The following is a 23,287-nucleotide window of genomic DNA, read 5'->3' as shown; positions in this document are numbered from 1 at the left end:
TCCACACGCGGTTAGCCTTTGAGGCTGCCCGTGGTGAGGCCGGACATGATGTTCCGCTGGAAGATCAGGAAGATGATCACCGTGGGGATCGCGGCGATGACCGAGGCGGCGATCACGATGTTCATCGGTGTGCCGCCCGAGAAGGCGTAGATGCCGACGCTGACCGTGCGCGTCTCCGGTGACGGCATGACCAGCTTCGGCCAGAGGAAGTCCTTCCAGACCGCGGTGACCGCGAAGATCGAGACCACGCCGAGGATCGGGCGCGACATCGGCAGGATGATCGACCAGAGCGTGCGCAGCGGCGTCGCGCCGTCCACGAACGCGGCCGCCATCAGCTCTTCCGGAATCGAGTCGAAGAACCGCTTGAGCAGGAAGATGTTGAACGCGTTCGCCACCAGCGGCAGCCAGATCGCGAACGGCGAGTCGAGCAGGTTCAGGTGCACGATCGGCAGCTCGATCACGGTGACGTACTGCGGGACGATCAGGACCATCGCCGGGATCATCAGGGTGGCCAGCATCAGGCCGAGGATCACGTTGCCGAAGACCGGGCGGAGCTTGGAGAGCGCGTACGCCGCGGCGGTGTCCAGCACGAGTTGGAACAGCACCGCGCCGGCCGCGTAGTAGAACGTGTTGAACAGCAGCTTCGCCAGGTCCAGGTTGTTCCACGCGTCGACGTAGTTCTGCACCTGCGGATCCTGCGGGAACAGCGTCGGCGGGGTCTGCGCGATCTCCTGGCCACTCTTGAGCGCGCCGGTCACCATCCAGTACAGCGGCCCGAGGAACACCAGGGTGAACACCACGACGACGAGGGTGAGCAGCGTCCAGTAGACGAACTTGCCGCGGCCCCGCTGCAGCTGGGAGTGGGAGATGAGCGTCCGGGTCATGGCGTCAGTCCTGTTTCGTCGTCAGGCGCACGTACACGGCGGAGAAGGCGGCCAGGACGATCAGCATGATCACGCCGAGGGCCGCGGCGCCGTTGAGGTCGTTCTGGAAGAAGCCGTGCTGATAGATGAGGTACGCCACGGAAGTGGCCGAGTCCTGCGTGCCGGCGCCGTTGGCGAGGATCAGCGGCTCGATGAACAGCTGCATGGTGGCGACGATCTGCAGCATGGCCAGCAGAGCCAGAATCAGCCTGGTCTGCGGGATGGTCACGTGCAGGATCCGCTTCCAGATGCCGGCGCCGTCGAGTTCGGCCGCCTCGTACAGCTCGCCGGGGATGTTCTGCAGCGACGCCAGGTAGATCAGCACCGCGCCGCCCATGTTCATCCAGGTCGAGGCGATGACCATGGCCGGCATCGTCATCGTCGGCGACTGCATCCACTCCGACGTGGGCAGGCCGACCGCGGTGAGGATCGCGTTGAAGAGACCGGCCTCGCTCGGGTCGTACGCGTAGTACTTGAAGAGGAACAGCGCCGACGCGGGCGGCAGCATCACCGGCAGGTAGACCAGGATCCGCAGGTAGCCCTTGGCGTGCCGGAACTCGTTGAGCAGGATCGCCACGAAGAACGGCACCGCGAAGCCGAGGACCAGCGCCAGGGCGGTGAAGTAGAAGGTGTTCTTCCAGGCGATCCAGAAGCTCGGATCGTTCATGATCCGGATGTAGTTGTCCCAGCCCACCCAGGTGGTCTCGCCGCGGCGGGTGCGCTGGAAGCTCATCACGACGCCGCGGATCATCGGGTACCACATGAAGAGGGCGAAGCAGAGGACCGCCCCGATCAGGAAGGTGTGCCCGGTGAGGTTGTCGCGGAGTTTGCGGCTGCGCCGGGTGGCCGCCTGGGTCACGGTGTCCGTCCGTTTCGCCGGCGCCGGGGCAGTGATGATCGCCAAGGGATACTCCCGAGTTCTCGTGTGACGCGGGGGCCGGGCGGCCGGCCCCCGCGTCCGCGGCGTCAGCTACCGGCGGCCTGGAGCTGGTTGACCTTTTCCTCGGCCGTCTTGAGCAGCGTGTCGATGTTCGCCTTCGGGTCGGTCAGGACTCCCGACATCGCCGAGTCGAGCACCGCGTAGATCGCCTGCGCGTTCTTCGGCTCACCCTTGATCGGAACCGGGTTCGCCTCGAAGATCGAGAAGTTGGCGGTGTCCACGTTGGCGTTCGCCTTGCGCAGTTCGAGCTCCTGCTTCTGCGCGTCGCTGCCGTTGGTGAACAGCAGCGGCTGGGGCAGGCCGACCGGGTAGTTCTGCGGCTTGGCCCGCGCGTAGTCGAACTGGCCCTTGCCCGGGGTGAGCTTCTGGTAGGCCAGCCACTTGAGACCCGCCTTGACCTGCTCCGGGGAGAGGCCCTTCTTGAAGAAGTAGCCCTCGCCGCCACCCAGGGTGGCCTTGCCCGCGCCGTCCTGGCCCGGCAGCGGAGCCATCGCCCAGTCCTCGTACTTACCCTGGAACTGGCTGACGATCGCCTGGGTGCTGTCCGGCGCACCGACGAACATGCCGACCTTGCCGGCACCCGCGTTGGTCAGCAGGTCGCCCCACTGCAGGAGCTGGCGGCTGCCCATGCTGTTGTCGGTGTACCGCATGTCCTTGAGGTTCTGCAGGACCTGCTTGCCCTGGGCGTTGTTGAAGTCGGCCTTCTTGCCGTCCTCGGTCAGGACCTGGCCGCCCTGCGAGTACTGCAGCGCGGTGAAGTGCCAGCCACCGGTGTTGCCGGCGCTGTACTCCGAGTAGCCCGCGATGCCGCCGCCGAGCGCGGCGATCTTCTTGGCCGCGTCGCGCACCTCGGGCCAGGTCTTCGGCGGGTTGTTGGCGTCGAGTCCGGCCTTGGCGAACAGCGTCTTGTTGTAGACCAGGCCCATCGAGTAGTTCTTCACCGGCACCGCGTACAGCTTGCCGCCGTCGGTGAAGACCTCCTTGAGCGCCGGGTCGACGCTGTCCCAGGTCGGGATGGTGTCCTTGTTCGCGAACTCGGTGATGTCCATCGCCTGGCCGGAGTCCAGCACCTGGCCGAGGTCGGTCATGTAGCCGTAGAAGACGTCGGTCATGGTGCCGCCGGCGAGCCGGGCGGTGAAGTCCGGCGGGTTGTTGCACTGCTCGCCGACGCTGACGCTCTTGATGGTGATGTCGGGGTTCTCCTGCTGGAACGCGGCGACGTCGTCGTTCCAGTTCTGCAGGAGCTCCTTCTGCGCTCCGACCGGCTGGCAGTCGACGGTGATCGTGACCTTGCCGCCGGCGTCGGTTCCGCTGTCGTCGCTCTTCGTGGAGCAGGCCGTGAGGCCGAGGCCCAGGCCGGAGACGAGTAGGACGCCGAGCGCTTTTCTGGTGTCGAACATGGTGAGAGGACGCCCTTCCATGAGACCCGCGCCTATGGGATGGAGCCAGATGTGACCTGGCTCTCGCATGTTTCGTGGCGATGACGATACAAAGTCAGGCGTGCGCCGCGCAAGAACCAGACGACTCCTAGAAATTTTTCGACAGACGATGGGTGCAAAAAAGGGACGGGCCGTTGGCCCGTCCCTTGACAAGGTTTTGCCTGATCAGTCCTTCTGCGGCGCCGGTCCCGTCGACCCGCGGACCACCAGCTCCGGCTCGAAAAGCAGCTCGTCGGGCTCCGCGCCGGTGCCCTCGATCTGGTTCACGAGCAGGTCGACGGCGGCCTGCCCCATCGTCTCGATCGGCTGCCGCACGGTCGTCAGCGGCGGATCCGTGCAGGTCATCAGCGCCGAGTCATCGAAGCCCACCACGGAGACGTCATCCGGCACGTCCAGGCCGAGGCGGCGGGCCGCCCGGATCGAGCCCAGGGCCAGCACGTCACTGGCACAGATCAGGCCGGTGGCGCCGCGCTCGATCAGCTTGCCGGCGGCCAGACGGGCGCTCTCCATCGAGAACGTGGTCCGCTCCACCAGCCACTGCGCGTCGGCGAACTTGGCGAGGGCCTCCAGCTTGCGGCGTGACGGCATGTGGTCCTCCGGGCCCATGACCATGCCGATCTTCTCGTGGCCCAGGGAGCGCAGGTGCCCGTAGGCCTGCTCGACGGCGACGGCGTCGTCGGTGGAGATGTGCGGGAAGCCCACGTCGACACCGGCGTTGACCATCACCACCGGCATGCCGCGGTCGGTCAGCGCCCGGTAGTGGGTGTGCTCGGCGTTGGCCAGCGCATATGCCCCACCGGCGAAGACCACGCCGCTGACCTGGTGATCCAGGAGCATCTCGATGTAGTCGCTCTCGGGCACACCGCCGATCGTGCGCGCGCAGAGCGCGGGGGTGAAGCCGCGCTGCGCGAGCGAGGCGGTCACCACCTCGGCCAGCGCCGGGAAGATCGGGTTCTGCAGCTCGGGCAGGACCAGGCCGACCAGCCGGCCACGCTCGCCGCGCAGTTTGGTGGGCCGCTCGTAGCCCAGCACATCGAGGGCGGTGAGCACCGACGTCCGGGTGGCCTCCGAGACGCCGCTGCGCCCGTTGAGAACCCGGCTGACGGTCGCCTCACTGACCCCGGCCTTTTTCGCCACCTCGGCAAGACGTTTGGTCACGGCGGAATCCTACGTCAGATTGATGAAAGAACTGAACTGGACTGTGCGGTGCTGTTCGGATGCTCTGTCAACACTTGCACCGGCTTGCGGGCAGGGCAAGGGACAAAGCCTGCCATGAAGCGGTTAAGACAAAGCTCAGCCAGACTGGATGTCGATTACCCGGCCCGCCCGATCGTCATCGGAGTGACAGCCCGAAATCGAAAGGGGAACGCAGATGCGCTACGTCATGATCCTCACCGGTGACGAGTCGAACTGGTACGAGCCGAAACTGCCCGAGGGCCTGATGGACGAGGTCCAGCAGTGGTGGCAGAAGTGGTTCGAGGCCGGAAAGGTCCTGGAGGGCGGCGCCGAACTGCAGCCGACCAGCACGGCCAAGACGGTCGGCCGTGGCAGCGACGGCAAGCCCGAGGTCACCGACGGCCCCTACCTGGAGCTCAAGGAGGTCGTCGGCGGGTTCATTCTGCTGGAGGCCGACGACATCGACGAGGCCGTCGCGGTGGCCGCCGGCTGGCCGGGCATCACGGCCGTCGGCGACAAGGTGGAGGTCCGGCCGCTCATGGAGCGCTGACGCCGAGGTCGTCGAGGCGGCGCGCGAGCAGGTCACGCTCGGCCGGGTTGGTGGCCAGCGCGAGCGCCCGCCGCGTCGCCTCGGTTGCCTCCTCCACCCGGCCCAGCCGGCGCAGCAGGCCGGCCCTGGTCGCGTGCCAGAGCCGGTAGGTCGACAGCTGCCCGCCCAGCGCGTCGACCTCGGCCAGCGCCTCCGCCGGTCCGGTGGTGAACCCGGTCGCCACCGCCCGGCCGAGCAGCACCACCGGGGTCGGGCGCACCGTCACCAGCAGGTCGTAGAGCTTGTGCACGGTCGCCCAGTCGGTCCGCTCGTACGCCGGCGCCAGCGCGTGCTGCGCCGCGATCGCCGCCTCCAGCTGGTAGGGCCCCGGCCGGTCACGCGCGGCCGCCCGGGCCAGCCGCCGCATCGCCGACGTGATCAGCCCGGCGTCCCACAGCGTCCGATCCTGATCCTCCAGCAGGACGATCCGCCCGGCGCCGTCGAAGCGGGCCGCGGCACGCGACTCGTGCAACTCCAGCAGCGCGGCCAGCCCGGCCGGCTCGGGCTCCCCCGGCATCAGCGCGCTCACCTGCCGGGCCAGATCCAGCGCCTCGCGGGCCAGTTCCCGGCGCTCGACGGTGTCGCTCGCCAGATAACCCTCGTTGTAGATCAGATAGACGACCCGGAGCACGGACGGCAGCCGGTCCGGGAACTCCTCCGGCGGCGGGGTGACGATCCGCACGCCGTGATCGCGCAGGTGCCGCTTCGCGCGGACCAGGCGCTGCGCGGCCGTCGCCCTCGGCAGCAGGAACGCGGCGGCGACGGTCTCCGCGGGCAGGCCGGCGACGGCGTGCAGGGTGAGGGCGATCCGGGACGGCTCCGGCAGGGCGGGATGACAGCAGGCGAAGATCATCGCGAGGCGGTCGTCGCCGGAGGGCGGACCGGGCGGTGCCGCGGCCAGCTCAGCGACCTTCACCCGGCCGTTGGCCTCCCGCCGAAGAGCATCGAGGGCCTTGCGCCAGGCGGTTTGCACCAGCCATCCGGCAGGATTTTCGGGTACGCCAGAAGCGCCCCAATTCCTCAGGGCCTCCGCCACGGCGTCCTGCAGCGCCTCCTCGGCCACATCCAGGTCACCGAGTCGACGAGCCAGCACGCCCAGCATCCCGGCCGCGTCAACACGCCACACCCGATCGAGGACGGTCTTCACCTCACCCACCCCACCAGTCTTTCGCAAAAACGCTCCGAACCCCTTGGGCGGGATGGCATGTTTTGAGGCGACTGGCAGAAGGAGGTCGTCGGCAGATGTCCGACTGGGAGCAGAACGAATGGTCCTCCGAGGGTCAGCAGGACTGGTCGGCGCGCGACTCGGTGCACCGCCTCGCCAACGTCAGCAACGACATGGCGACCGCCACCGCCGCGGCCGTGACCGCAGCCGAGACCGCCGTTCAGGTGATCCAGCGGCTGGAGGCGAGCAGCACCGAGATCGGCAAGGTCGTGCAGCTGATCGCCACGATCGCCAAACAGACCAACCTGCTGGCGCTGAACGCGACCATCGAGGCGGCCCGGGCCGGCGAGGCGGGACGTGGCTTCGCGGTCGTCGCCAGCGAGGTCAAGGACCTGGCGAACGAGACGGCCACGGCGACCAGCGAGATCGGTACGCAGGTCGGCGGCATCCGGGCCGACACTCAGAACGCGGTCTCCGCCATAGAGGAGATGCAGGGGCTCATCGAGGAGCTCGACCGCTGCCAGAAGGTGATCAGCGGGATCGTGGTGGAGCAGCAGGCGGGCTGAGAAATACTGGGGCGCATGGCTCGCAAGCGTGGACCCCGAACAACGTCATCAGTCTGTCCGTGCGGGCTCCGTGCGTACGATGAATGTTGCGGCCTGATCCACGACGGCAAGCCGGCGGCGGACCCGGAAGCCCTGATGCGGTCGCGCTTCAGCGCGTTCGCCCTCGACAAGCGTGACCATCTGCTCCGGAGCTGGCACCCGCAGACCCGCCCGGAGTCCGTCGAGAACGATCCCGGGCTGCGCTGGACCCGCCTCGAGGTGCTGGAGAGCAGCGGCGGCGGCCTGTTCGACGCCGAGGGTGCGGTGGAGTTCCGGGCGCACTACCGTGACGGCGGCACTCCGGGCGTCATGCAGGAGAAAAGCCGGTTTGTTCGCCACGAGGGTCAGTGGGTGTACTGGGGCCCGCTGCGGTAAGGAAGAGAGCATGTCGGCACAGCGGCCCCTCGAGGACGGCATCGTCCGGGACTTCAAGGTCAACCTCTCGTACGGTGAGTACCTGCACCTCGACGAGATCCTCAACGCGCAGCACCCGGTCAGCGTGCCCGAGCACCACGACGAGCTGCTGTTCATCCTCCAGCACCAGACGTCCGAGCTGTGGCTCAAACTGATCATCCACGAGCTGCGGGCGGTCCAGGAGTACCTGTCCAAGGACGAGCTGCGGCCCGCGCTCAAGGGACTGGCCCGGGTCAAGCACATCCAGCGCACCCTCACCGAGCAGTGGTCGGTGCTGGCCACCCTGACCCCGACGGAGTACGCGGAGTTCCGCTCGTTCCTCGGCACGTCGTCGGGCTTCCAGTCGTACCAGTACCGGGCGATCGAGTTCCTGCTCGGCAACAAGGACCGGCACATGCTCGCGATCTTCGACGACCACCCGCCGGCCCGCGCGCTGCTGGAGGAGGCCCTCGGCACCCCCAGCGTCTACGACGAGTTCCTGCACTTCCTGGCCCGGCGCGGGCACCAGGTGCCGGTCGAGATCCTGCAGCGCGACGTCACCGAGCCGTACGAGTACCAGCCCGACCTGGTACCGGTGTTCCAGCAGATCTACGAGAACGCCGAGGCGAACTGGGACGTGTACGAGGCGTGCGAGGAGCTCGTCGACCTGGAGGAGAACTTCCAGCTCTGGCGGTTCCGGCACCTCAAGACCGTGGAACGGACGATCGGCTTCAAACGCGGCACCGGCGGCTCCAGCGGGGTCTCCTTCCTGAAGGCGGCGCTGGATCTGACATTCTTCCCCGAGCTCTATGCCGTCCGGACCGAAATAGGGGTGCCTCGTTGAGCGACGATCTGCCGGCCCGCGCCGCCGCACTGGACGCGGCCGACCCGCTCGCGGCGTACCGGGACAGGTTCATCACCCCGCCGGCGAGTGACCTGCTCTCCTACCTCGACGGCAACTCGCTGGGCCGCCCCCTGGAGGCGACCGCGAGTCTGATGGACGAGTTCATCCGCGACCAGTGGGGCGGGCGGCTCATCCGCGGCTGGGACGAGGGCTGGCTGGACTGGCCGCTCACCCTGGGCGACCGGCTCGGCGCGGTGGCCCTCGGAGCGGCCGCCGGCCAGACCGTGATCGCCGACTCGACGACGGTCCTGATCTACAAGCTGGCCGGCGCCGCCGTCACGGCCCGCCCCGGCCGCCGCAAGATCGTGCTGGACACGGACAACTTCCCCACCGACCGTTACGTCCTCGAGGGTATCGCGGCGGCCCGTGGTCTCGAACTGGTGTGGATCTCCACGGACCCGGAGACCGGCATCCACGCGTCCCAGGTCGCGTCGGTGATCGACGAGGACACCGCGCTGGTGCTCTTCTCACACGTCGCCTACCGCTCGGGCTGGATCGCGGACGTCGCGGAGATCAATCGGATCGCGCACTCCGCGGGGGCGCTGGCGATGTGGGACCTGTGCCACTCCGCGGGGTCGGTGCCGATCTCGCTGGACTCGTGGGGGGTCGACCTGGCGGTCGGGTGCACCTACAAGTACCTGAACGGGGGGCCGGGGGCGCCGGCCTTCGCCTACCTGCGGCGGGACCTGCAGGACACGGTGCGCCAGCCGATCCAGGGCTGGATGGGCCATCGGGCGTCGTTCGAGATGGGCCACGGCTATGAACCGGCGCCGGGGATCCGGGCATTGTTGAGCGGCACACCGTCGATCCTGGCGATGGTCCCGCTGCACGCCAACCTCGACATGCTCGCGGAGGCGGGCATCGAGGCGGTCCGGGCCAAGTCGTTGCTGCTGACGGGGTACGTACTGGACCTGGCGGACGAGTGGCTGGCGCCGCTGGGGGTGGAGGTGGCCGGGCCGCGGTCGGCCTCGGAGCGGGGCGGTCACGTGACGCTGCGCAGGGACGGCTTCAAGGAGTTCCTCTCGCCGTTGTGGGACAGCGGGGTGATCCCGGACTACCGCCGGCCGGACGGCCTACGGATCGGTCCGGCGCCGTTGAGCACCAGTTTCACGGAGGTTTGTCAGGGCCTGTCCGTCCTGCGCGACCTCATCGAGAAGAACCGGTGAGCTCGCCTGGAGCTGGAACTGGTGGCTGCTGCGGCGGGACCGGTGGTTGTGCGGCGGCGGCCCTGCGCGAGGGTGGTGACCAGCCACGGATCGGGTGGTTGGTGGCTGACTCGGTGTGGTGGGGCGGGCGGCTGCGCGCGGGAGTGGCGCTGCGCGTGGGCGCGGACGGTGTGGTGAAGCCGGTGCCGGTGGAGATGGCGCCGGTTGCCGGGACGCGGCGGTTTCCGGGGACGCTGCTGCCGGGGCTCGTCGACGCGCATGTGCACTCGGCGCTGGTCGACCTGGCCACGGTTCGGGCTGGGGGGATTGCGGGGGTTTGGGACCTCGGTGGCGTACCCTCCTCGCTCGAAGATCTCGCCGCACGCACCCGGCAGCCCGGGTCGAAGTTGCCGCGCCTCAGGTACGCCGGTCCGTTTTTGATCGCTCCTGGTGGCTATCCGAGCGATCGGGTGTGGGCGCCCGCGGGCAGCTGGCGCGAGATCACCTCGGCCGCGGACGCCGCCGCGGCGGTCACCGAGGCGCGGTCCGGCGGCGCGTCGTTGATCAAGGTGACCGCGCACGCCGGGGGGCCGCGACTGCCGCAGCCGACGCTGGAGGCAGTGGTCGGCGCCGCGCACGCTGCCGGGCTGGAGGTGGTGGTGCACGCCGAGGGTCCCGGAACCGCGGCGTCGGCCTGCGCGGCGGGGGTGGACATATTGGCGCATACGCCGTGGACGGAACGGCTCGACGACACTCTTCTGCGTGCCTGCGCCGCCGGCATGCGGTGGATCAGCACGCTGGACATCCACGGCTGGGGAGATCCCGACCCGGCGCGGGAGATCGCCGTCGACAACCTGCGGCGCTTCATCGGGTACGGGGGAAGCGTCCGCTACGGCACCGACCTCGGCAACGGCCCGCTCCCGCCCGGCATCAACATCCGCGAGATCCACTCGTTGCAGTCGGCGGGCCTGGACCCCTCCCAGATCCTCTCCGCGATGACCGAAAGTGACAGCCCCGAGATCTCGTGGATCCCCAGCGGTATGGACCTCGACCCCTCCCGCTTCGCCGACGTCCTGGCCACAGCGCGCGTGGTCGACGACGCCATCCGCCCGTCCTGCCGCTGACCGTCCCCGAACCTTGGGCGCCCGAGCGCACGCAGGGCGGGCCCGGCGCCCAAGGTCCGCGCGGGTGGGGGGTTCGTCAGGCGGCCGGCAGGGAGGAGACGGGGTGGGGGTTGCCCATGATGGGGTCCACCTCGTACATGCGGGCCTGGGCCAGGTCGAAGTACATGCCCTTGAGGCGCAGGTGGCCGGCTGTTTCGGCGGCGCGGACTGTCGGGTAGGTGCGTAGGTTGGTGAGCTGGTTGAGAACGTTGTCGGTGCAGCAGCGTTCCTCGTCGGTGGGGTCGGTGAAGCGGACGCCGGAGTGGGAGAGCCAGTCGCCCAGGTCCGAGTCGGGGCGGGCGGCTCCGGTCATCAGGGCGCGGACGGCGCCGCAGCCGGAGTGGCCGCAGACGGTGATCGTCGTGACGCCGAGGACCTCGACGGCGTACTCGATGGCGGCGCCGACTGACGAATCCGCCTCTCCACACTTTGGGACGATATTTCCGATATTTCGGACGCAGAACAGGTCGCCGGGGCCGCTGGCGGTGATCAGGTTGGGGACCACGCGGGAGTCCGCACACGTGATGAAGAGCTGCTGCGGACTCTGCCCGTCGCGCGCCAGGTCAGCGAGGTGCGGCCGAACGAGTGGCGCGACCGTACGCTCGAACTCCGCGATCCCCGCCGCCATGGCATCCCGCCGCTGCTGATCCATGTCCTGCCACCGCGACCACGACCCGATGACTCGCGGCGTACGCTTCCCGCCCCCCAGCCGCCCCGAAGTCGCCTGATGGAACCAGGAGTCGTGCACCTCCCGGATCCGGACGCTGCCCCCGGCCCGCTCGTAGCCCTCCCGCCACTCCCGAATCGTCTCGAACGCCCCGTGATCCAGGTAGTCGAGATGGAGCTCGACGTCCACGTCCGCTCCCGGCGGCAGCGCGGTCAGTTCACGCGTGAGCCGCGCCGACTCCACGAACGCCAGGGTTCCGTTGATCGTGACCAGCCACTCCCCCGGCGCCCGCTCGGCACGGCGGATCTCGCAGCGGGTGAGCCGCCACAGGATGAGCACCGCCGCGCTGACCATGCCGAGCGCGACACCGGTCAGCAGGTCCGTGAAGACGACGCCGAGCGCCGTGACCAGGTAGGTCGGCAGTTCCCGATGCCGCGCGTACGTGCGCATCTGCGCGAGGCTGACCAGGCGCAACCCGACCACGATCAGCACCGCGGCGAGCACCGCCATCGGGATGGTCTCCAGCAGGTCCGCCCAGAGGAGTACGAACGCGGCGATCCAGAGGCCGTGCAGGATCGCTGACGCCCGGGTACGCGCACCCGCCGCCACATTCGTCGAACTGCGCACGATCACCCCCGTCACCGGCAGGCCGCCGAGCAGTCCGGAGGCGGTGTTCGCGGCGCCCTGTGCGACGAGCTCGCGGTTCAGGTTGGCGCGGGGGCCGTCGTGGAGCCGGTCCACGGCCACCGCGGAGAGCAGGGACTCGACGCTCGCGACCAGGGCGATGGTCATGACGGCCAGGGCGATCTCGCGTACCGGGGCGTCCGGCCAGGCGGGGCGGATCAGGCCGGCGAGTGGTTCGTCGGGCAGCTGCACTCGTGCCACGTCGGCGCCCATGACGGCGGCGAGGGCGGTCACCGACACGACGGCCACCAGCGCGGCGGGCAGCATGGAGACGCTGACGAGCCGGGGCCAGAGCAGAAGGATGGCGACGGTGAGCGCGCCGAGGAGCGCGGCCACACCGTGGTGCGTGGCGATCTGTACGGGCAGGTCCCGCAGGTTGTGCCAGGCGGAGCTCTGCGCGGCGCCGCCGAGCATGACGTGCACCTGGCTGAGAGCGATGACGAGGCCGATGCCGGCGAGCATGCCGTGCACGACGGCCGGGGACAGGGCGAGCGCGGCGCGGCCCAGGCGGGAGACGCCGAGAAGGATCTGGATCAGGCCGGCCACGGCCACGATGGCGGCGGTGCCGGCGAACCCGAAGTCGGCGACCGCTCCGGCGACGATCACGGTGAGGCCGGCGGCGGGGCCGCTCACCTGTAGTGGGGCGCCACCGAGGGCACCCGCGACGATGCCACCGACGACTGCGGCGACGAGGCCCGCCAGCAGGGGCGCACCCGAGGCGGCGGCGATACCGAGCGACAGTGGAATGGCGATCAGGAACACGACGATGGACGCCGGCAAGTCCCGGCGCAAAAGCTGCGTCAAGTCGGACATTTCATAAAAATACGGTATGCCGGTTAACGCACCGTTACGGAACGCTCCCCGGCCCCGCAAGACACAGCAAGTTGCCAGCGGGAACGGCGAAGGCCGCGCGGCATGCGCCACGCGGCCTCCGGGAAAAGAAGGATCAGGCCTTCCAGATGTCCCTGTTCGACTCGTAGATCTCGCGGAGGATCGCCGGGACGTCGTAGGTGAGCTTCCACTCCGGGAAGTGCTCCTCGAAGCGGGCGGTGCTGCTGATCCACCACTGGTGGTCGCCGGCCCGGTTCTCCTCGACGTACTCCGTCCGCGCCTCCAGCCCCGTGATCTCCGACGCGATGGCGAACGCCTCGATGTGGCTGCAGTTGGAGAAGCGGCCGCCGCCGATGTTGTAGATCTCGGCGACCCGCGGTGCGCGGTGGAACGCCTCGAACGCCGACACCAGGTCGTGCGAGTGGATGGCGTCCCGGACCATCTTGCCTTTATACCCAAAAATCCGGTATGTCCGTTGCTCCATGACACACCGCATCACGTACGCCAGGAAGCCGTGCAACTCCGCCGCCGAGTGCCCCGGTCCGGTCAGCGTGCCGCCCCGGAACACCGCGGTGGGCATCCCGAAATACCGGCCGTACTCCTGGACCATGATGTCGGCGGCCACCTTGCTGGCACCGAAGACCGAGTGCATGCTGCTGTCGATCGACATGGTCTCGTCGATGCCGCCGAACCACCGGTGATCGGAGGGCAGCTCCCACCGCGTCTCCTGCTCGACCAGCGGCAGCGAGTTCGGCGTGTCGCCGTACACCTTGTTGGTCGAGGTGAAGATGAACGGCGCGTCGATCGCGTGCCGCCGGGTCGCCTCCAGCATGTTGATGGTGCCGACCGCGTTCACGTCGAAGTCGGTGAACGGCTCACGGGCGGCCCAGTCGTGGCTCGGCTGAGCCGCGCAGTGGATCACCAGGCCGATGTTGCCGCTCAGCTCGGCGAAGAGCCGGTCCAGCCCGTCCCGGTCCCGGATGTCGATGCTGTGGTGGGTGTAGCGGTCGCCGACCTCCTTGGTCAGCCGCTGCAGGTTCCACTGCGTCGAGCCGTCGGCACCGAAGAAGTAGCCGCGCATGTCGTTGTCGACCCCGACCACGTCCATGCCGAGCGCGGCGAAGTGCCGCACCGCCTCGGAACCGATCAGGCCGGCCGAGCCGGTGATTACGACGACGCTGCTCATCAGGACCTCCGCGGGGTGTCGGTCGCCACGCGCCGAGAGTACAGATCGCCGCCACCGCCGCCGTGGCCCGGTCCGGGGTGTCGCGATCGTGATGCTTGACGAGAGCGTGAAACGGGCACGTCACAGATTCGCCACATCCGATCGGAAGGCTCCGGCGGATAAGCAGGTTCAGCCGAAACGTTCCGAAGGCGGTCGCGATGACGGAGTCCCTCCAGGCCCCGAACCCCCACGTCCCCGACCGGACCGCTCTCACCCTCGGCGTCGAGGAGGAGCTGCACGTCGTCGACCTGGCCACGCGCGAGCTCGTACCCCGTGCTCCGGAGATCCTGGACCGCCTGGACGGAGCCCATTTCTCGGCCGAGTTGCACCGCTCCGTGGTGGAGACCAACACCCCGGTCAGCGCCGGCCTCGACGAGTTGCGCGAAGGCGTCGCGCAGCGGCGCCGGACCGCGATGACCGTCGCCGAATCACTCGGCCTCGGCCTGGTCGCGGCCGGCACCGTGCCGCTCGTCGACCTGGACTCGCTGCCGGTCACGCCCACCTCGCGCTACCAGCGGATGCTCCACGAGTACCAGATGCTCGTCCGGGAGCAGCTGATCTGCGGCACCCAGGTGCACGTCGGCGTGCCGGACCGCGACGAGGCGGTCGCGATCACCCAGCGGGTCGCGCCCACCCTGCCGGTGCTGCTCGCCCTCTCCACCTCCTCGCCCTACTGGCTGGGCGAGGACTCCGGGTACGCCAGCGTCCGCTCCCTGGTCTGGATGCGCTGGCCCACCGCCGGCGACAGCGGCCCGCTCAACTCCGCCGCCGAGCACGAGGCCCTGGTCAACGACCTGATCGCCTCCGGGACGATCAGCGACCCGAAGATGGTCTACTTCGACGTCCGCCCGTCGGCGCACGTGCCCACCGTGGAGCTGCGGGTCACCGACGCCAGCCCGGATGTCGAGACCGTCATCCTGATCGCCGGGATCTTCCGCGCGCTCGTGCTCCGGGCTCAGCAGGAACACCGAGCCGGTCTCGTGATGCCCGCCGCCCGCCCGCCGCTGCACCGGGCCGCCATGTGGCGTGCCGCCCGCTCCGGCCTGGAGGGCGACCTGCTCGACCTGCCGCGCTCCCCGGTGCCGATCCCGGCCGCCCTCGCGGTCGAACGACTGATCACCGAGCTGCGGCCGCAGCTGGAGGAACTGGGCGACTGGGACCAGGTCTACGACCTCGCGCTCCGGGCGCTGAGCCAGGGCAGCTCGGCGGCACGCCAGCGGCGCGCCCTGGCCCGGCGCGGCCGGCTCTCCGACGTGGTGGACCTGCTGGTGACCGACACCCGGGGCGGGGTGACCACGGCCGGGCCGCCCGGCACGCCGGCACCCGCGCTCATCGAGGCGTACGTGGCTCACGGCGACGAGGCGTTCCCGGACGGGCGGGTGTCCCCCGCGTACGCCGGGATCCTGCCGGTGCTGACCTCGCTCGGCGCGACCGGTCTGCGCCACCGCGAGGACGTCCGGGACGAGGAGCAGCGGGCCCGGGGCATCACGTTCAGTGTGGCCGGGGAGGCCGCGACCCGGCTGTTCCCGTTCGACATCGTGCCGCGGATCGTGCCGACGACCGACTGGACACGGCTGCGCGAGGGGCTCACCCAGCGGGTCAAGGCGCTCGACGCGTTCCTCAACGACGTCTACACCGAGCGGCAGATCGTGGCCGACGGGACGATTCCGGAATGGGTGATCACCGGGTCGCCCGAACTGCGCGCGAGCGGGGCGCTGATCTCCAGGCGGGCGGTGCGCGCCCAGGTGGCGGGCGTTGATCTGGTACGCGACGACGCCGGCAACTGGTGCGTGCTCGAGGACAACCTGCGGGTGCCGTCCGGGATCGCGTACGCGATGCAGAACCGCCGCCTCACCTGGAGCGTCCTGCCCGAACTCCCGCGACCGGCCGCCCTGCTGTCGGTCGAGGACACGCCGAAGCTGCTCAAGCAGGCGCTGATCGAGGCGGCCGGACCGTCCGCCGGTGACGACCCGGCTCTGGTCGTGCTCAGCCAGGGCCCGGACGACTCCGCCTGGTTCGAGCACCGGATGCTCGCCGAGGCGATGGACGTACCCGTGGTGCGCAGCACCCAGCTGTTCGTCGACGAGGGCCGGGTGTGGCGGCTCAGCGACGGCCACCGCAGCCCGGTCGACGTGATCTACCTGCGGATGGGCGAGGACAGCCTGGTGCACTCGCCGGGCGCCGACGGCATGCCGCTCGGCCCGAGCCTGGTGTCGGCGCTGCACGCGGACACCATCGTGCTGGCCAACGCGCTCGGCAACGGCATCGGGGACGACAAGGCCGTGTACGCCTTCGTGCACGCCATGATCGAGTACTACCTCGGCGAGAAGCCGCTGCTCGCCGACGTACCCACCTATCTGTGCGGCATACCGGACCAGAAGGCCGAGGTGCTGACCCGCCTCGGCGAGCTGGTCTGCAAGCCGGTGGACGGCTACGGCGGCGACCGGATCGTGATCGGCCCGCACGCCTCACCCGAGGAGCTCGACGCGCTGCGGCGGCAGATCCTGACCGCGCCGCACCGCTGGGTGGCCCAGGAGCTGGTCGAACTCTCCACCCACCCGGTCTTCGACGGCCACCGGCTCGCCCCGCGGCACGTGGATCTGCGGGCGTTCGTGTTCTCCGGAAGCCACTCGGTGGTCGCCCCCGCGGCGCTCACCCGGGTCGCGCCGGCCGGCAGCATGATCGTCAACTCCTCGCGCGGCGGCGGCTCGAAGGACACCTGGTTGCTCGGCTGAGGAGGTAAGCCCATGTGTGGAATCGCCGGTGAACTGCGGTACGGCGACCGGCCCGCGGACGCCGAGACGGTCCGCCGGATGCTGCCCTGCATGGAGTCGCGCGGCCCGGACGGCGACGGCCTCTGGCAGCACGGCCGGATCGCCCTCGGCCACCGGCGGCTGAAGATCATCGACCTGTCGGAGAACGGCCGCCAGCCGATGACCGACGAGCAGCTCGGGCTGACCGTGGTCTTCAACGGGTGCGTCTACAACTACCGGCAGCTCCGCGAGGAACTGCGCGGGTACGGATACACCTTCTTCTCCACGTCGGACACCGAGGTGATCCTCAAGGCGTACCACCGCTGGGGCACGGACTGCGTCACCCGGTTCCTCGGCATGTTCGCGTTCGCGATCGCCGAGCACGCGACCGGCACCGTCACGCTGGCCCGGGACCGGCTCGGGATCAAGCCGCTGTACCTGGCCGAGTCGCCGGGGCGGCTGCGCTTCGCGTCGGCCCTGCCGGCGCTGCTCGCCGCGGGCGGCGTGGACACCACGATCGACACGGTGGCGCTGCAGCACTACATGACGTTCCACTCGGTGGTACCGGCACCGCGGACCATCCTCTCCGGGATCCGCAAGCTGCCGCCGGCCACTGTCCGCGTCATCCAGGCGGACGGGACGTCGACCGAGCGGGTCTACTGGGAGGCATCCTTCACCCGGACCCGGGAGATGACCGGGGGTGAGTGGGCGGAGGCGGTCAGAGCCTCACTGAAAACCGCCGTCGAGCGGCGGATGGTCGCGGACGTGCCGGTCGGCGTGCTGCTCTCCGGTGGTCTGGACTCCAGCTTCATCGTGGCGCTGCTGGCCGAGCAGGGGCAGCACGGGCTCACCACGTTCAGCATCGGGTTCGAGGGCGGCGGCGGGGAGAGCGGTGACGAGTTCGAGTACTCCGATCTGATCGCCAAGCAGTTCGACACCGAGCACCACCAGATCCGGATCGGTCAGGAACGGTTCCTGCCGGCGGTGGAGCGGACCGTCGAGGCGATGAGCGAGCCGATGGTGAGCCACGACTGCATCGCGTTCAACCTGCTCAGCGAAGATGTTGCGAAGAGTGTCAAGGTGGTGCAATCTGGGCAGGGGGCCGACGAGATCCTCGCCGGTTACAGCTGGTATCCACCCCTCGCCGGTGTCCCCCGGGAGCAGGCCGTCGAGGCGTACGCGAAGGAGTTCTTCGACCGTCCGCACGCCGACCTGGCCCGCCAGCTCAACCCGCAGTGGCTGATCGACGCGGACGTCAGCCGGGAGTTCGTGGCGGCGAGTTTCGGCCGTGACGGCGCGACCACGGCCGTCGACGCGGCACTAAGGCTCGACTCTCAGGTGATGCTCGTCGACGATCCGGTCAAACGGGTCGACAACATGACTATGGCGTGGGGCCTGGAGGCACGCGTACCTTTTCTTGACCATGAGTTGGTGGAGCTCGCGGCGGCCTGCCCACCCGAGATCAAACTGGCTCAGGGCGGTAAGGGAGTCCTCAAGGACGCGGCCCGCGGGCTCGTCCCGGACGCGGTCATCGACCGGCCGAAGGGCTACTTCCCGGTGCCGGGCATCCGGCACCTGGAGGGCCCGATGCTGGAGAAGGTACGTGACGCGCTGCACGCACCGGCCGCACGGGACCGGGCACTGTTCCGGCCGGAGTACGTCGAGGCGCTCCTGGCCGACCCGAACACCCCGCGCACCACGCTCGGGGCGAACCAGTTGTGGCAGCTCGCGCTGCTGGAGATGTGGTTGCAGAACAAGGGGGTCTAGATAGATGGAAGGTCAGCTCCATCGCGTCGACGTCACCGTCCTGCCCGCCGGTTGGCGTTCCGTCCCGTCGGAGGTGGCCGGCAACTGGTCGCCGACGCTGTCACCCGACGGGCGGCACATGGCCTACATCTCCGACCGGGGTGGCGTGCCCGCGGTCTGGGTGCAGCCGGTCGGTAGCGAGCTGGCCTTCCGCGTCGACACCGGTCCCGAGCCCGTCTCGGCCGTGCGCTGGTCCTCCGGCGGCGGCTGGCTCGCCTGCCAGATCGCACCCGGCGGCGCTCCCCGGCAGGAGATCTGGCTGATCCGGCCGGACGGCTCGGACCTGCACCAGATCGCCGGCTTCGGCACCGACACCGCGGACAACATGCGCTGGCTGCCGGGCCGCCCGCAGCTCGCCCTCACCGAGAATTTGACCACCGCGCTGGTCATCGACGTGGTCACCGGGGACCGGCGGGTGGTCGCGCGGGGCGACCTTCTCTCGCTTCTGGACATGGACCCGGCCGGGCGTTTCGCACTGCTGCGGCACGGGCCGCGAGGTGCCCGCCAGGTCATTCTCAAAGACCTTTCCAACGGTACGGAGAAACCACTCACCCGCGGAGAACAGGCCGTCTTCAGCCCCGGCGGCGGTTGTGTGTACGCGCTCAGCCAGGACGGCGAGTTCCCGGCTCTCCTCCGCATCGCCGGTGACGCCGTTGAGGTCCTCGCCGCGACCGTGCCGACTCGTTCACTCGCCGACCGGGCCGGCGCCGCCGCACTCCCCCCTCCCCCCACGGCCGCCGGAACCGACCTGTCGGCCTCGCGTTTTCCCGAGGTCGTAGCGCCGACTCTCGGGGAGGTCGAGGATTTTGTGGTGACAGCCGACGGGCGTACCGCTGCGGTCTTGTTCAACGTCCGTGGCGGAGAGTCGGAAGTCGCGCTGATCGACCTGGACCACGACGGGGATCGCGTCCCGGCGGTGATCTCGCCGCTGCCCGGCCCGGTAGCCGGCGGCCTCGCGTGGAGCTTCGACGGATCGGTGCTCGGATTCACCGCGGAGGGACCGGGCCAGCCGCACGGAGTCTGGGTCTGGTCGCGCGGCTCGGTGCAGGCGGTCTCGGCGCAGCCCGCCGGCCCGGACGCGGTCCGCCCGACGCTGGAACGCTTCCCGGCGCACGACGGCCTTGCGCTGACCGGGTGGCTGTTCCGGCCGTCCGGCCCCGGCCCGCACCCGACGGTGATCTGGCTGCACGGCGGGCCGGAGGCGCAGGAGCGGCCGGGCCACGGACCCCTGTTCCAGGCGCTGGTGGCCCGCGGAATCGCTGTGTTCGCGGCCAATGTGCGCGGGTCGTCGGGGTTCGGGCGGTCGTTCGTGGACGCTGACAATCTGGGGCTTCGTTACGGGGCGATCGAGGATGTCCGCTCCTGTGTCGAGCACCTGCGGGGGTGTGGAGTCGCCGGGCGGGTCGGGGTGATGGGGCGGTCCTACGGTGGCTATCTCACGCTGGCCGCGTTGACGTCGTTCCCGGAGCTGTTCGACGTCGGCATCGACGTTTGCGGCATGTCCAACTTTATGACGTTTTATGAGTGCACGGAGCCGTGGATTGCGGCGGCTGCCGTGAGCAAGTATGGGGATCCGGTGCTGGATGCCGCACTATTGCGGGATTTGTCGCCTATTCACCGCATTGATCGGCTGCGGGCGCCGCTGATGGTCGTGCACGGTGAGAACGACAGCAACGTCCCGGTGATCGAGGCCGAACAGGTGGTGACGGCTCTCGCCGAGCGCGGCCACCCGCACCGCTACCTGCTCTTCCCCGGCGAGGGCCACGAACTGCTGCACCGCTCCTCCCGCGCCGAATACCTGACCGCCACGATCGAGTGGCTCGAGCGCTACCTACTCCCCTGACCCACCCGCCTCGCGCGCACCGGCTCCGGGGCTCCCCGCGTCCCCGGGGCTCCCCGGTCCCCGCTCCCGCTTCCTGCTCCCCGCTCGCTGCTCCCCGCTCGCCACTCCCCACTCCCCGCTCCCCGCTTCCTGCTCCCTACTCCCCGCTTCCTGCTCCGCGCTCGCCGCCGCCGGCCGCCGGCCGCCGGCCGCCGGCCGCCGGTCGCCGGTCGCCGGTCGCCGGTCGCCGGTCGCCGGTCGCCGGTCGCCGGTCGCCGGTCGCCGGTGAGATCTTGGAGGGTTTTGCCCGTATGTGAGCCCGAACTCTCCAAGATCTCCATGGGCGGGGGTGGTTGTCCACAGGGGGTGAGCGGCGGCGGCGGGGATCGGCCAGCATCGGGTGGTGCGCGAGCTTCCGGGGCGGGACGCTGACGAGTTCGACTGGGTGCGTTACGAACAGGCGGGAGTGTTCACCACAGCTCAGGCCATCGGGCTGATCGGCCGCGCGGCCCTGCGGCGGCACCTGAGTCAGGGGCGGTGGCGTTCGATCTGCCGCGGCGTCTTGCTGTCGGAGAACGGGCGGCTCGCCCAAGCGCAGCAACTGTGGGTCGCGGTGCTCGTGGCGGGGCCCGGCGCGCGGCTCGCCGGGCACACCGCGGCCGCCGAGGGCGGGGTTCGAGCGCTGGTGGCCGAGCCCATCGAGGTCGTCGTCCCGGCGGTACGGCGCTGCTCGGACCGGCTGCCCAAACTGCCCGCGGACATGCCCGGGGTGCGCGTCCACCGGACCTGTGTCCTGCCGGCGAGCCACTGCCAGGTCGGCCAGCCGCCGCGCACGACGATCGCGCGGTCGGTCGTCGACGCCGCGAGCTGGGCTTCCGGCGAGCGCGAGGCCCAGCTGATGATCCTGAGCGCGTGTCAGCAGCGCAGGGTCGACCCGGCCGAACTCCGGGCCGTGCTGGAGCTGCTCCCGACAGCCCGGCGCCGGCGTCTGATCAAGGCGACGATCGCCGACGTCGAGGGCGGCGCCACGGCGCTCTCCGAAGTCGACTTCCTGGCACTGTGCCGGAGACATCACCTTCCAGCTCCCGACACACAGGTACACCGCACCGACGCGGACGGCCGCCGACGCTTCCTCGACGCGTACTGGAAAGCGGCCCACCTCCACGTCGAGATCGACGGCTCACATCACATGAGCGTCCGGCAGTGGAGCGACGACCAGGTACGGCAGAACCGGATCTGGCTCCGCGGCGACCGGATCCTGCGCTTCCCGGCGTGGCTGGTCCGCACCGACCCGGCCGCGGTGGCCGCCCAACTCCGCGAGGCACTCGACATCACCGCCCCGCAGTGACCCACTCACAGATCTTGGCGACTTGCGCCCGCATACGAGCCCAAACCCTCCAAGATCTCGCCTGTCCTCCGGCGGGACACAAGTGAAAGGGGCGACGACGGCGGGGCGGGCGGCGCGCGGCGCGCGGCGGGGCGGGCGGCGCGCGGCGCGCGGCGGGGCGGGCGGCGCGCGGCGCAGGGCGGGGCGGGGCGGGCGGCGCGCGGCGCAGGGCGGGGCGGGGTGGGCGGCGCGCAGGGCGGCGCGGCGCGGCGCAGGGCGGGGCGGGGCGGGGGGGCGGGTGGCGGGGGGCGGGGGTGGAGGGTGGGTGAGGAGGCGCACGTTGCCGGGGGTGGGTGGGGCGAGAAAGGGTTGAAGCCATGTCGCTGCCCTTACCCTCGACCGCTCGGGCCTGGGTGGTGTGGTCCGCCGCGCTCTCCGCCTATGTCGTCGCTGTGCTGCACCGGACGTCGCTGGGGGTGGCTGGGCTCGACGCTCAGGAGCGGTTCGGGATCGGGGCGGGGGCGCTCGCCACGTTCGCGGTGTTGCAGCTGCTGGTCTATGCGGGGCTGCAGATTCCGGTGGGGCTGCTGCTCGACCGGTTCGGGTCGGTGCGGCTGGTGATCACCGGGGCGCTGCTGATGGCGGCCGGGCAGACGATGATGGCGCTCGCGGACGACATGAGCGGGGCGGTCACGGCCAGGATTCTGGTCGGTGCCGGTGACGCGATGACGTTCATCAGCGTGCTGCGGCTGGTTCCGCACTGGTTCCCCGCCCGGCGGGTTCCCGTGCTGACTCAGGTGACCGGGATCGTCGGTCAGTTGGGGCAGGTGCTGTCTGCCGTACCCCTTGCTGCTCTTCTTGCCGGTCCCGGCTGGACCACCGCTTTCCTGGGTGCGGCAGGCGCCGGTGTGTTCGTGGCGCTGGTGGCGCTCGCGGCCGTGCACGACACCCCGCGCGGCCGGGTGAGCAGCGGCTCCGCGCTCTCCTGGCAGCAGCTCGGCGACGACCTGGGCAGCGCGTGGCGGCACCCGGGCACGCGGCTGGGGTTGTGGACGCACTTCACGACGCAGTTCACCGGGACGGTCTTCGCGCTGATGTGGGGCATCCCGTTCCTGATCGCCGGCGAGGGGCTGAGCCGGGGCGCGGCCAGCTCGTTGCTGCTGCTGTTCGTGCTGACCGGCATGGCGTCCGGGCCGGTGCTCGGCATGCTGACGCAGCGCCACCCGTTGCGGCGGTCGTGGCTGGTGCTCGGCATCGTGAGCGCCAACATGCTCGCCTGGGCCCTGGTCATCGCGTGGCCGGGCCGGGCACCGATGGCGCTGCTGGTGGTGCTGGTGGTCGCGCTCGGGCTGGGCGGGCCGGGGTCGATGATCGGGTTCGACTACGCGCGGACGTTCAACCCGCCGAACAGGCTGGGCACCGCGACGGGTGTGGTGAACGTCGGCGGGTTCGTGGCGTCGCTGCTCACGATCGAGCTGATCGGGCTGATCCTGGACGCGCGGACCGGCGGAAGTGCGAGTTATCACATCTCCGACTTCCGGGTCGCCATGTCGGTGCAGTTCCTGGTCGCCGCCGTGGGCCTGGCTGGCATTCTGCGCACCCGGCGACTGACCCGGCGCCGCCTCACCGCCGAGGAGGGCATCGTGTTCCGTCCCCTTCGCGACGTGGTGGCCGGTTTAACGACGAGCGGACTGGTAAAGGCGAAAAGCTGGCGCTTATGAGAGGGGGCA

The 23,287-nt window shown here is 70.0% G+C and carries 18 protein-coding genes; 11 read left to right on the top strand and 7 right to left on the bottom strand.

Translation table 11 applies throughout. From position 1 onward, the window contains the following. Positions 1-11: 11 nt before the first annotated feature. The 4 genes from AB0M02_RS31495 to AB0M02_RS31480 all read right to left on the bottom strand — a co-directional run bounded on the left by AB0M02_RS31495 (position 12) and on the right by AB0M02_RS31480 (position 4,460). Positions 12-884, bottom strand: a complete 873-nt coding sequence (locus AB0M02_RS31495) for a carbohydrate ABC transporter permease (protein WP_364233423.1) — start codon at positions 882-884, stop codon at positions 12-14. Positions 885-888: 4 nt separating this feature from the next. After that, the gene (locus AB0M02_RS31490; RefSeq protein WP_364233421.1) at positions 889-1,827 is read right to left on the bottom strand and encodes a sugar ABC transporter permease; all 939 of its coding nucleotides are present in this window, start codon (positions 1,825-1,827) and stop codon (positions 889-891) included. A 62-nt stretch (positions 1,828-1,889) separates the two neighbouring features. Next, a complete protein-coding gene (locus tag AB0M02_RS31485; RefSeq protein WP_364233419.1) occupies positions 1,890-3,263 on the bottom strand; it encodes a sugar ABC transporter substrate-binding protein in 1,374 nt (457 codons plus the stop codon). Positions 3,264-3,467: 204 nt separating this feature from the next. Continuing rightward, positions 3,468-4,460, bottom strand: a complete 993-nt coding sequence (locus tag AB0M02_RS31480) for a LacI family DNA-binding transcriptional regulator (RefSeq protein WP_364233417.1) — start codon at positions 4,458-4,460, stop codon at positions 3,468-3,470. A gap of 214 nt (positions 4,461-4,674) precedes the next feature. Between AB0M02_RS31480 and AB0M02_RS31475 the strand changes: the two genes are divergently transcribed. Continuing rightward, on the top strand, positions 4,675-5,028 hold the full coding sequence (locus AB0M02_RS31475) for a YciI family protein (RefSeq protein ID WP_364233415.1): 354 nt from the start codon (positions 4,675-4,677) through the stop codon (positions 5,026-5,028). Here AB0M02_RS31475 and AB0M02_RS31470 read toward each other — a convergent pair. Then, complete coding sequence (locus tag AB0M02_RS31470) at positions 5,015-6,223, bottom strand: DUF6596 domain-containing protein (protein WP_364233412.1); 1,209 nt, start codon at positions 6,221-6,223, stop codon at positions 5,015-5,017. The two genes, AB0M02_RS31475 and AB0M02_RS31470, sit on opposite strands and share 14 nt — an antisense overlap. Before the next feature lie 86 nt (positions 6,224-6,309). Between AB0M02_RS31470 and AB0M02_RS31465 the strand changes: the two genes are divergently transcribed. The 5 genes from AB0M02_RS31465 (at position 6,310) to AB0M02_RS31445 (ending at position 10,403) form a co-directional block, all read left to right on the top strand. After that, positions 6,310-6,798: a methyl-accepting chemotaxis protein gene (locus AB0M02_RS31465; protein ID WP_364233410.1), complete on the top strand. Its 489-nt coding sequence runs from the start codon at positions 6,310-6,312 to the stop codon at positions 6,796-6,798. Between the two features lie 93 nt (positions 6,799-6,891). After that, positions 6,892-7,212 carry a YchJ family metal-binding protein gene (locus AB0M02_RS31460; protein ID WP_364233687.1) on the top strand — a complete coding sequence of 107 codons (321 nt, stop codon included), beginning with the start codon at positions 6,892-6,894 and terminating at the stop codon, positions 7,210-7,212. 10 nt (positions 7,213-7,222) lie between these two features. Beyond that, positions 7,223-8,074, top strand: a complete 852-nt coding sequence (gene kynA / locus AB0M02_RS31455) for a tryptophan 2,3-dioxygenase (protein WP_364233408.1) — start codon at positions 7,223-7,225, stop codon at positions 8,072-8,074. Beyond that, a complete protein-coding gene (gene kynU, locus AB0M02_RS31450) occupies positions 8,071-9,300 on the top strand; it encodes a kynureninase (RefSeq protein ID WP_364233406.1) in 1,230 nt (409 codons plus the stop codon). Before kynA ends, kynU begins: the two co-directional genes overlap by 4 nt. Positions 9,301-9,401: 101 nt before the next feature. Continuing rightward, the gene (locus tag AB0M02_RS31445; RefSeq protein WP_364233403.1) at positions 9,402-10,403 is read left to right on the top strand and encodes an amidohydrolase; all 1,002 of its coding nucleotides are present in this window, start codon (positions 9,402-9,404) and stop codon (positions 10,401-10,403) included. Between the two features lie 76 nt (positions 10,404-10,479). Here the strand turns inward: AB0M02_RS31445 and AB0M02_RS31440 are convergent, their stop codons facing one another. Both AB0M02_RS31440 and AB0M02_RS31435 read right to left on the bottom strand, forming a co-directional pair. After that, complete coding sequence (locus AB0M02_RS31440) at positions 10,480-12,606, bottom strand: bifunctional SulP family inorganic anion transporter/carbonic anhydrase (RefSeq protein ID WP_364233400.1); 2,127 nt, start codon at positions 12,604-12,606, stop codon at positions 10,480-10,482. Between the two features lie 133 nt (positions 12,607-12,739). After that, complete coding sequence (locus AB0M02_RS31435; RefSeq protein WP_364233398.1) at positions 12,740-13,810, bottom strand: NAD-dependent epimerase/dehydratase family protein; 1,071 nt, start codon at positions 13,808-13,810, stop codon at positions 12,740-12,742. Between the two features lie 197 nt (positions 13,811-14,007). Here AB0M02_RS31435 and AB0M02_RS31430 point away from each other — a divergent pair, with 197 nt between their 5' ends. From AB0M02_RS31430 to AB0M02_RS31410, 5 genes are all read left to right on the top strand, one after another. After that, complete coding sequence (locus tag AB0M02_RS31430; RefSeq protein WP_364233395.1) at positions 14,008-16,584, top strand: carboxylate--amine ligase/circularly permuted type 2 ATP-grasp protein; 2,577 nt, start codon at positions 14,008-14,010, stop codon at positions 16,582-16,584. 12 nt (positions 16,585-16,596) lie between these two features. After that, the gene (locus AB0M02_RS31425; RefSeq protein WP_364233394.1) at positions 16,597-18,369 is read left to right on the top strand and encodes an N-acetylglutaminylglutamine amidotransferase; all 1,773 of its coding nucleotides are present in this window, start codon (positions 16,597-16,599) and stop codon (positions 18,367-18,369) included. 4 nt (positions 18,370-18,373) lie between these two features. Continuing rightward, a complete protein-coding gene (locus AB0M02_RS31420) occupies positions 18,374-20,251 on the top strand; it encodes a prolyl oligopeptidase family serine peptidase (RefSeq protein WP_364233392.1) in 1,878 nt (625 codons plus the stop codon). Between the two features lie 382 nt (positions 20,252-20,633). Further along, positions 20,634-21,578, top strand: coding sequence for a hypothetical protein (locus tag AB0M02_RS31415; RefSeq protein ID WP_364233389.1), 945 nt, complete (start codon positions 20,634-20,636; stop codon positions 21,576-21,578). A 356-nt stretch (positions 21,579-21,934) separates the two neighbouring features. Continuing rightward, positions 21,935-23,278 carry an MFS transporter gene (locus AB0M02_RS31410; RefSeq protein ID WP_364233387.1) on the top strand — a complete coding sequence of 448 codons (1,344 nt, stop codon included), beginning with the start codon at positions 21,935-21,937 and terminating at the stop codon, positions 23,276-23,278. Positions 23,279-23,287 lie beyond the last annotated feature (9 nt).

This window comes from Actinoplanes sp. NPDC051861 (assembly GCF_040681145.1).
GTDB lineage: Bacteria > Actinomycetota > Actinomycetes > Mycobacteriales > Micromonosporaceae > Actinoplanes.
This window is presented reverse-complemented; position numbering and strand designations above follow the sequence as displayed.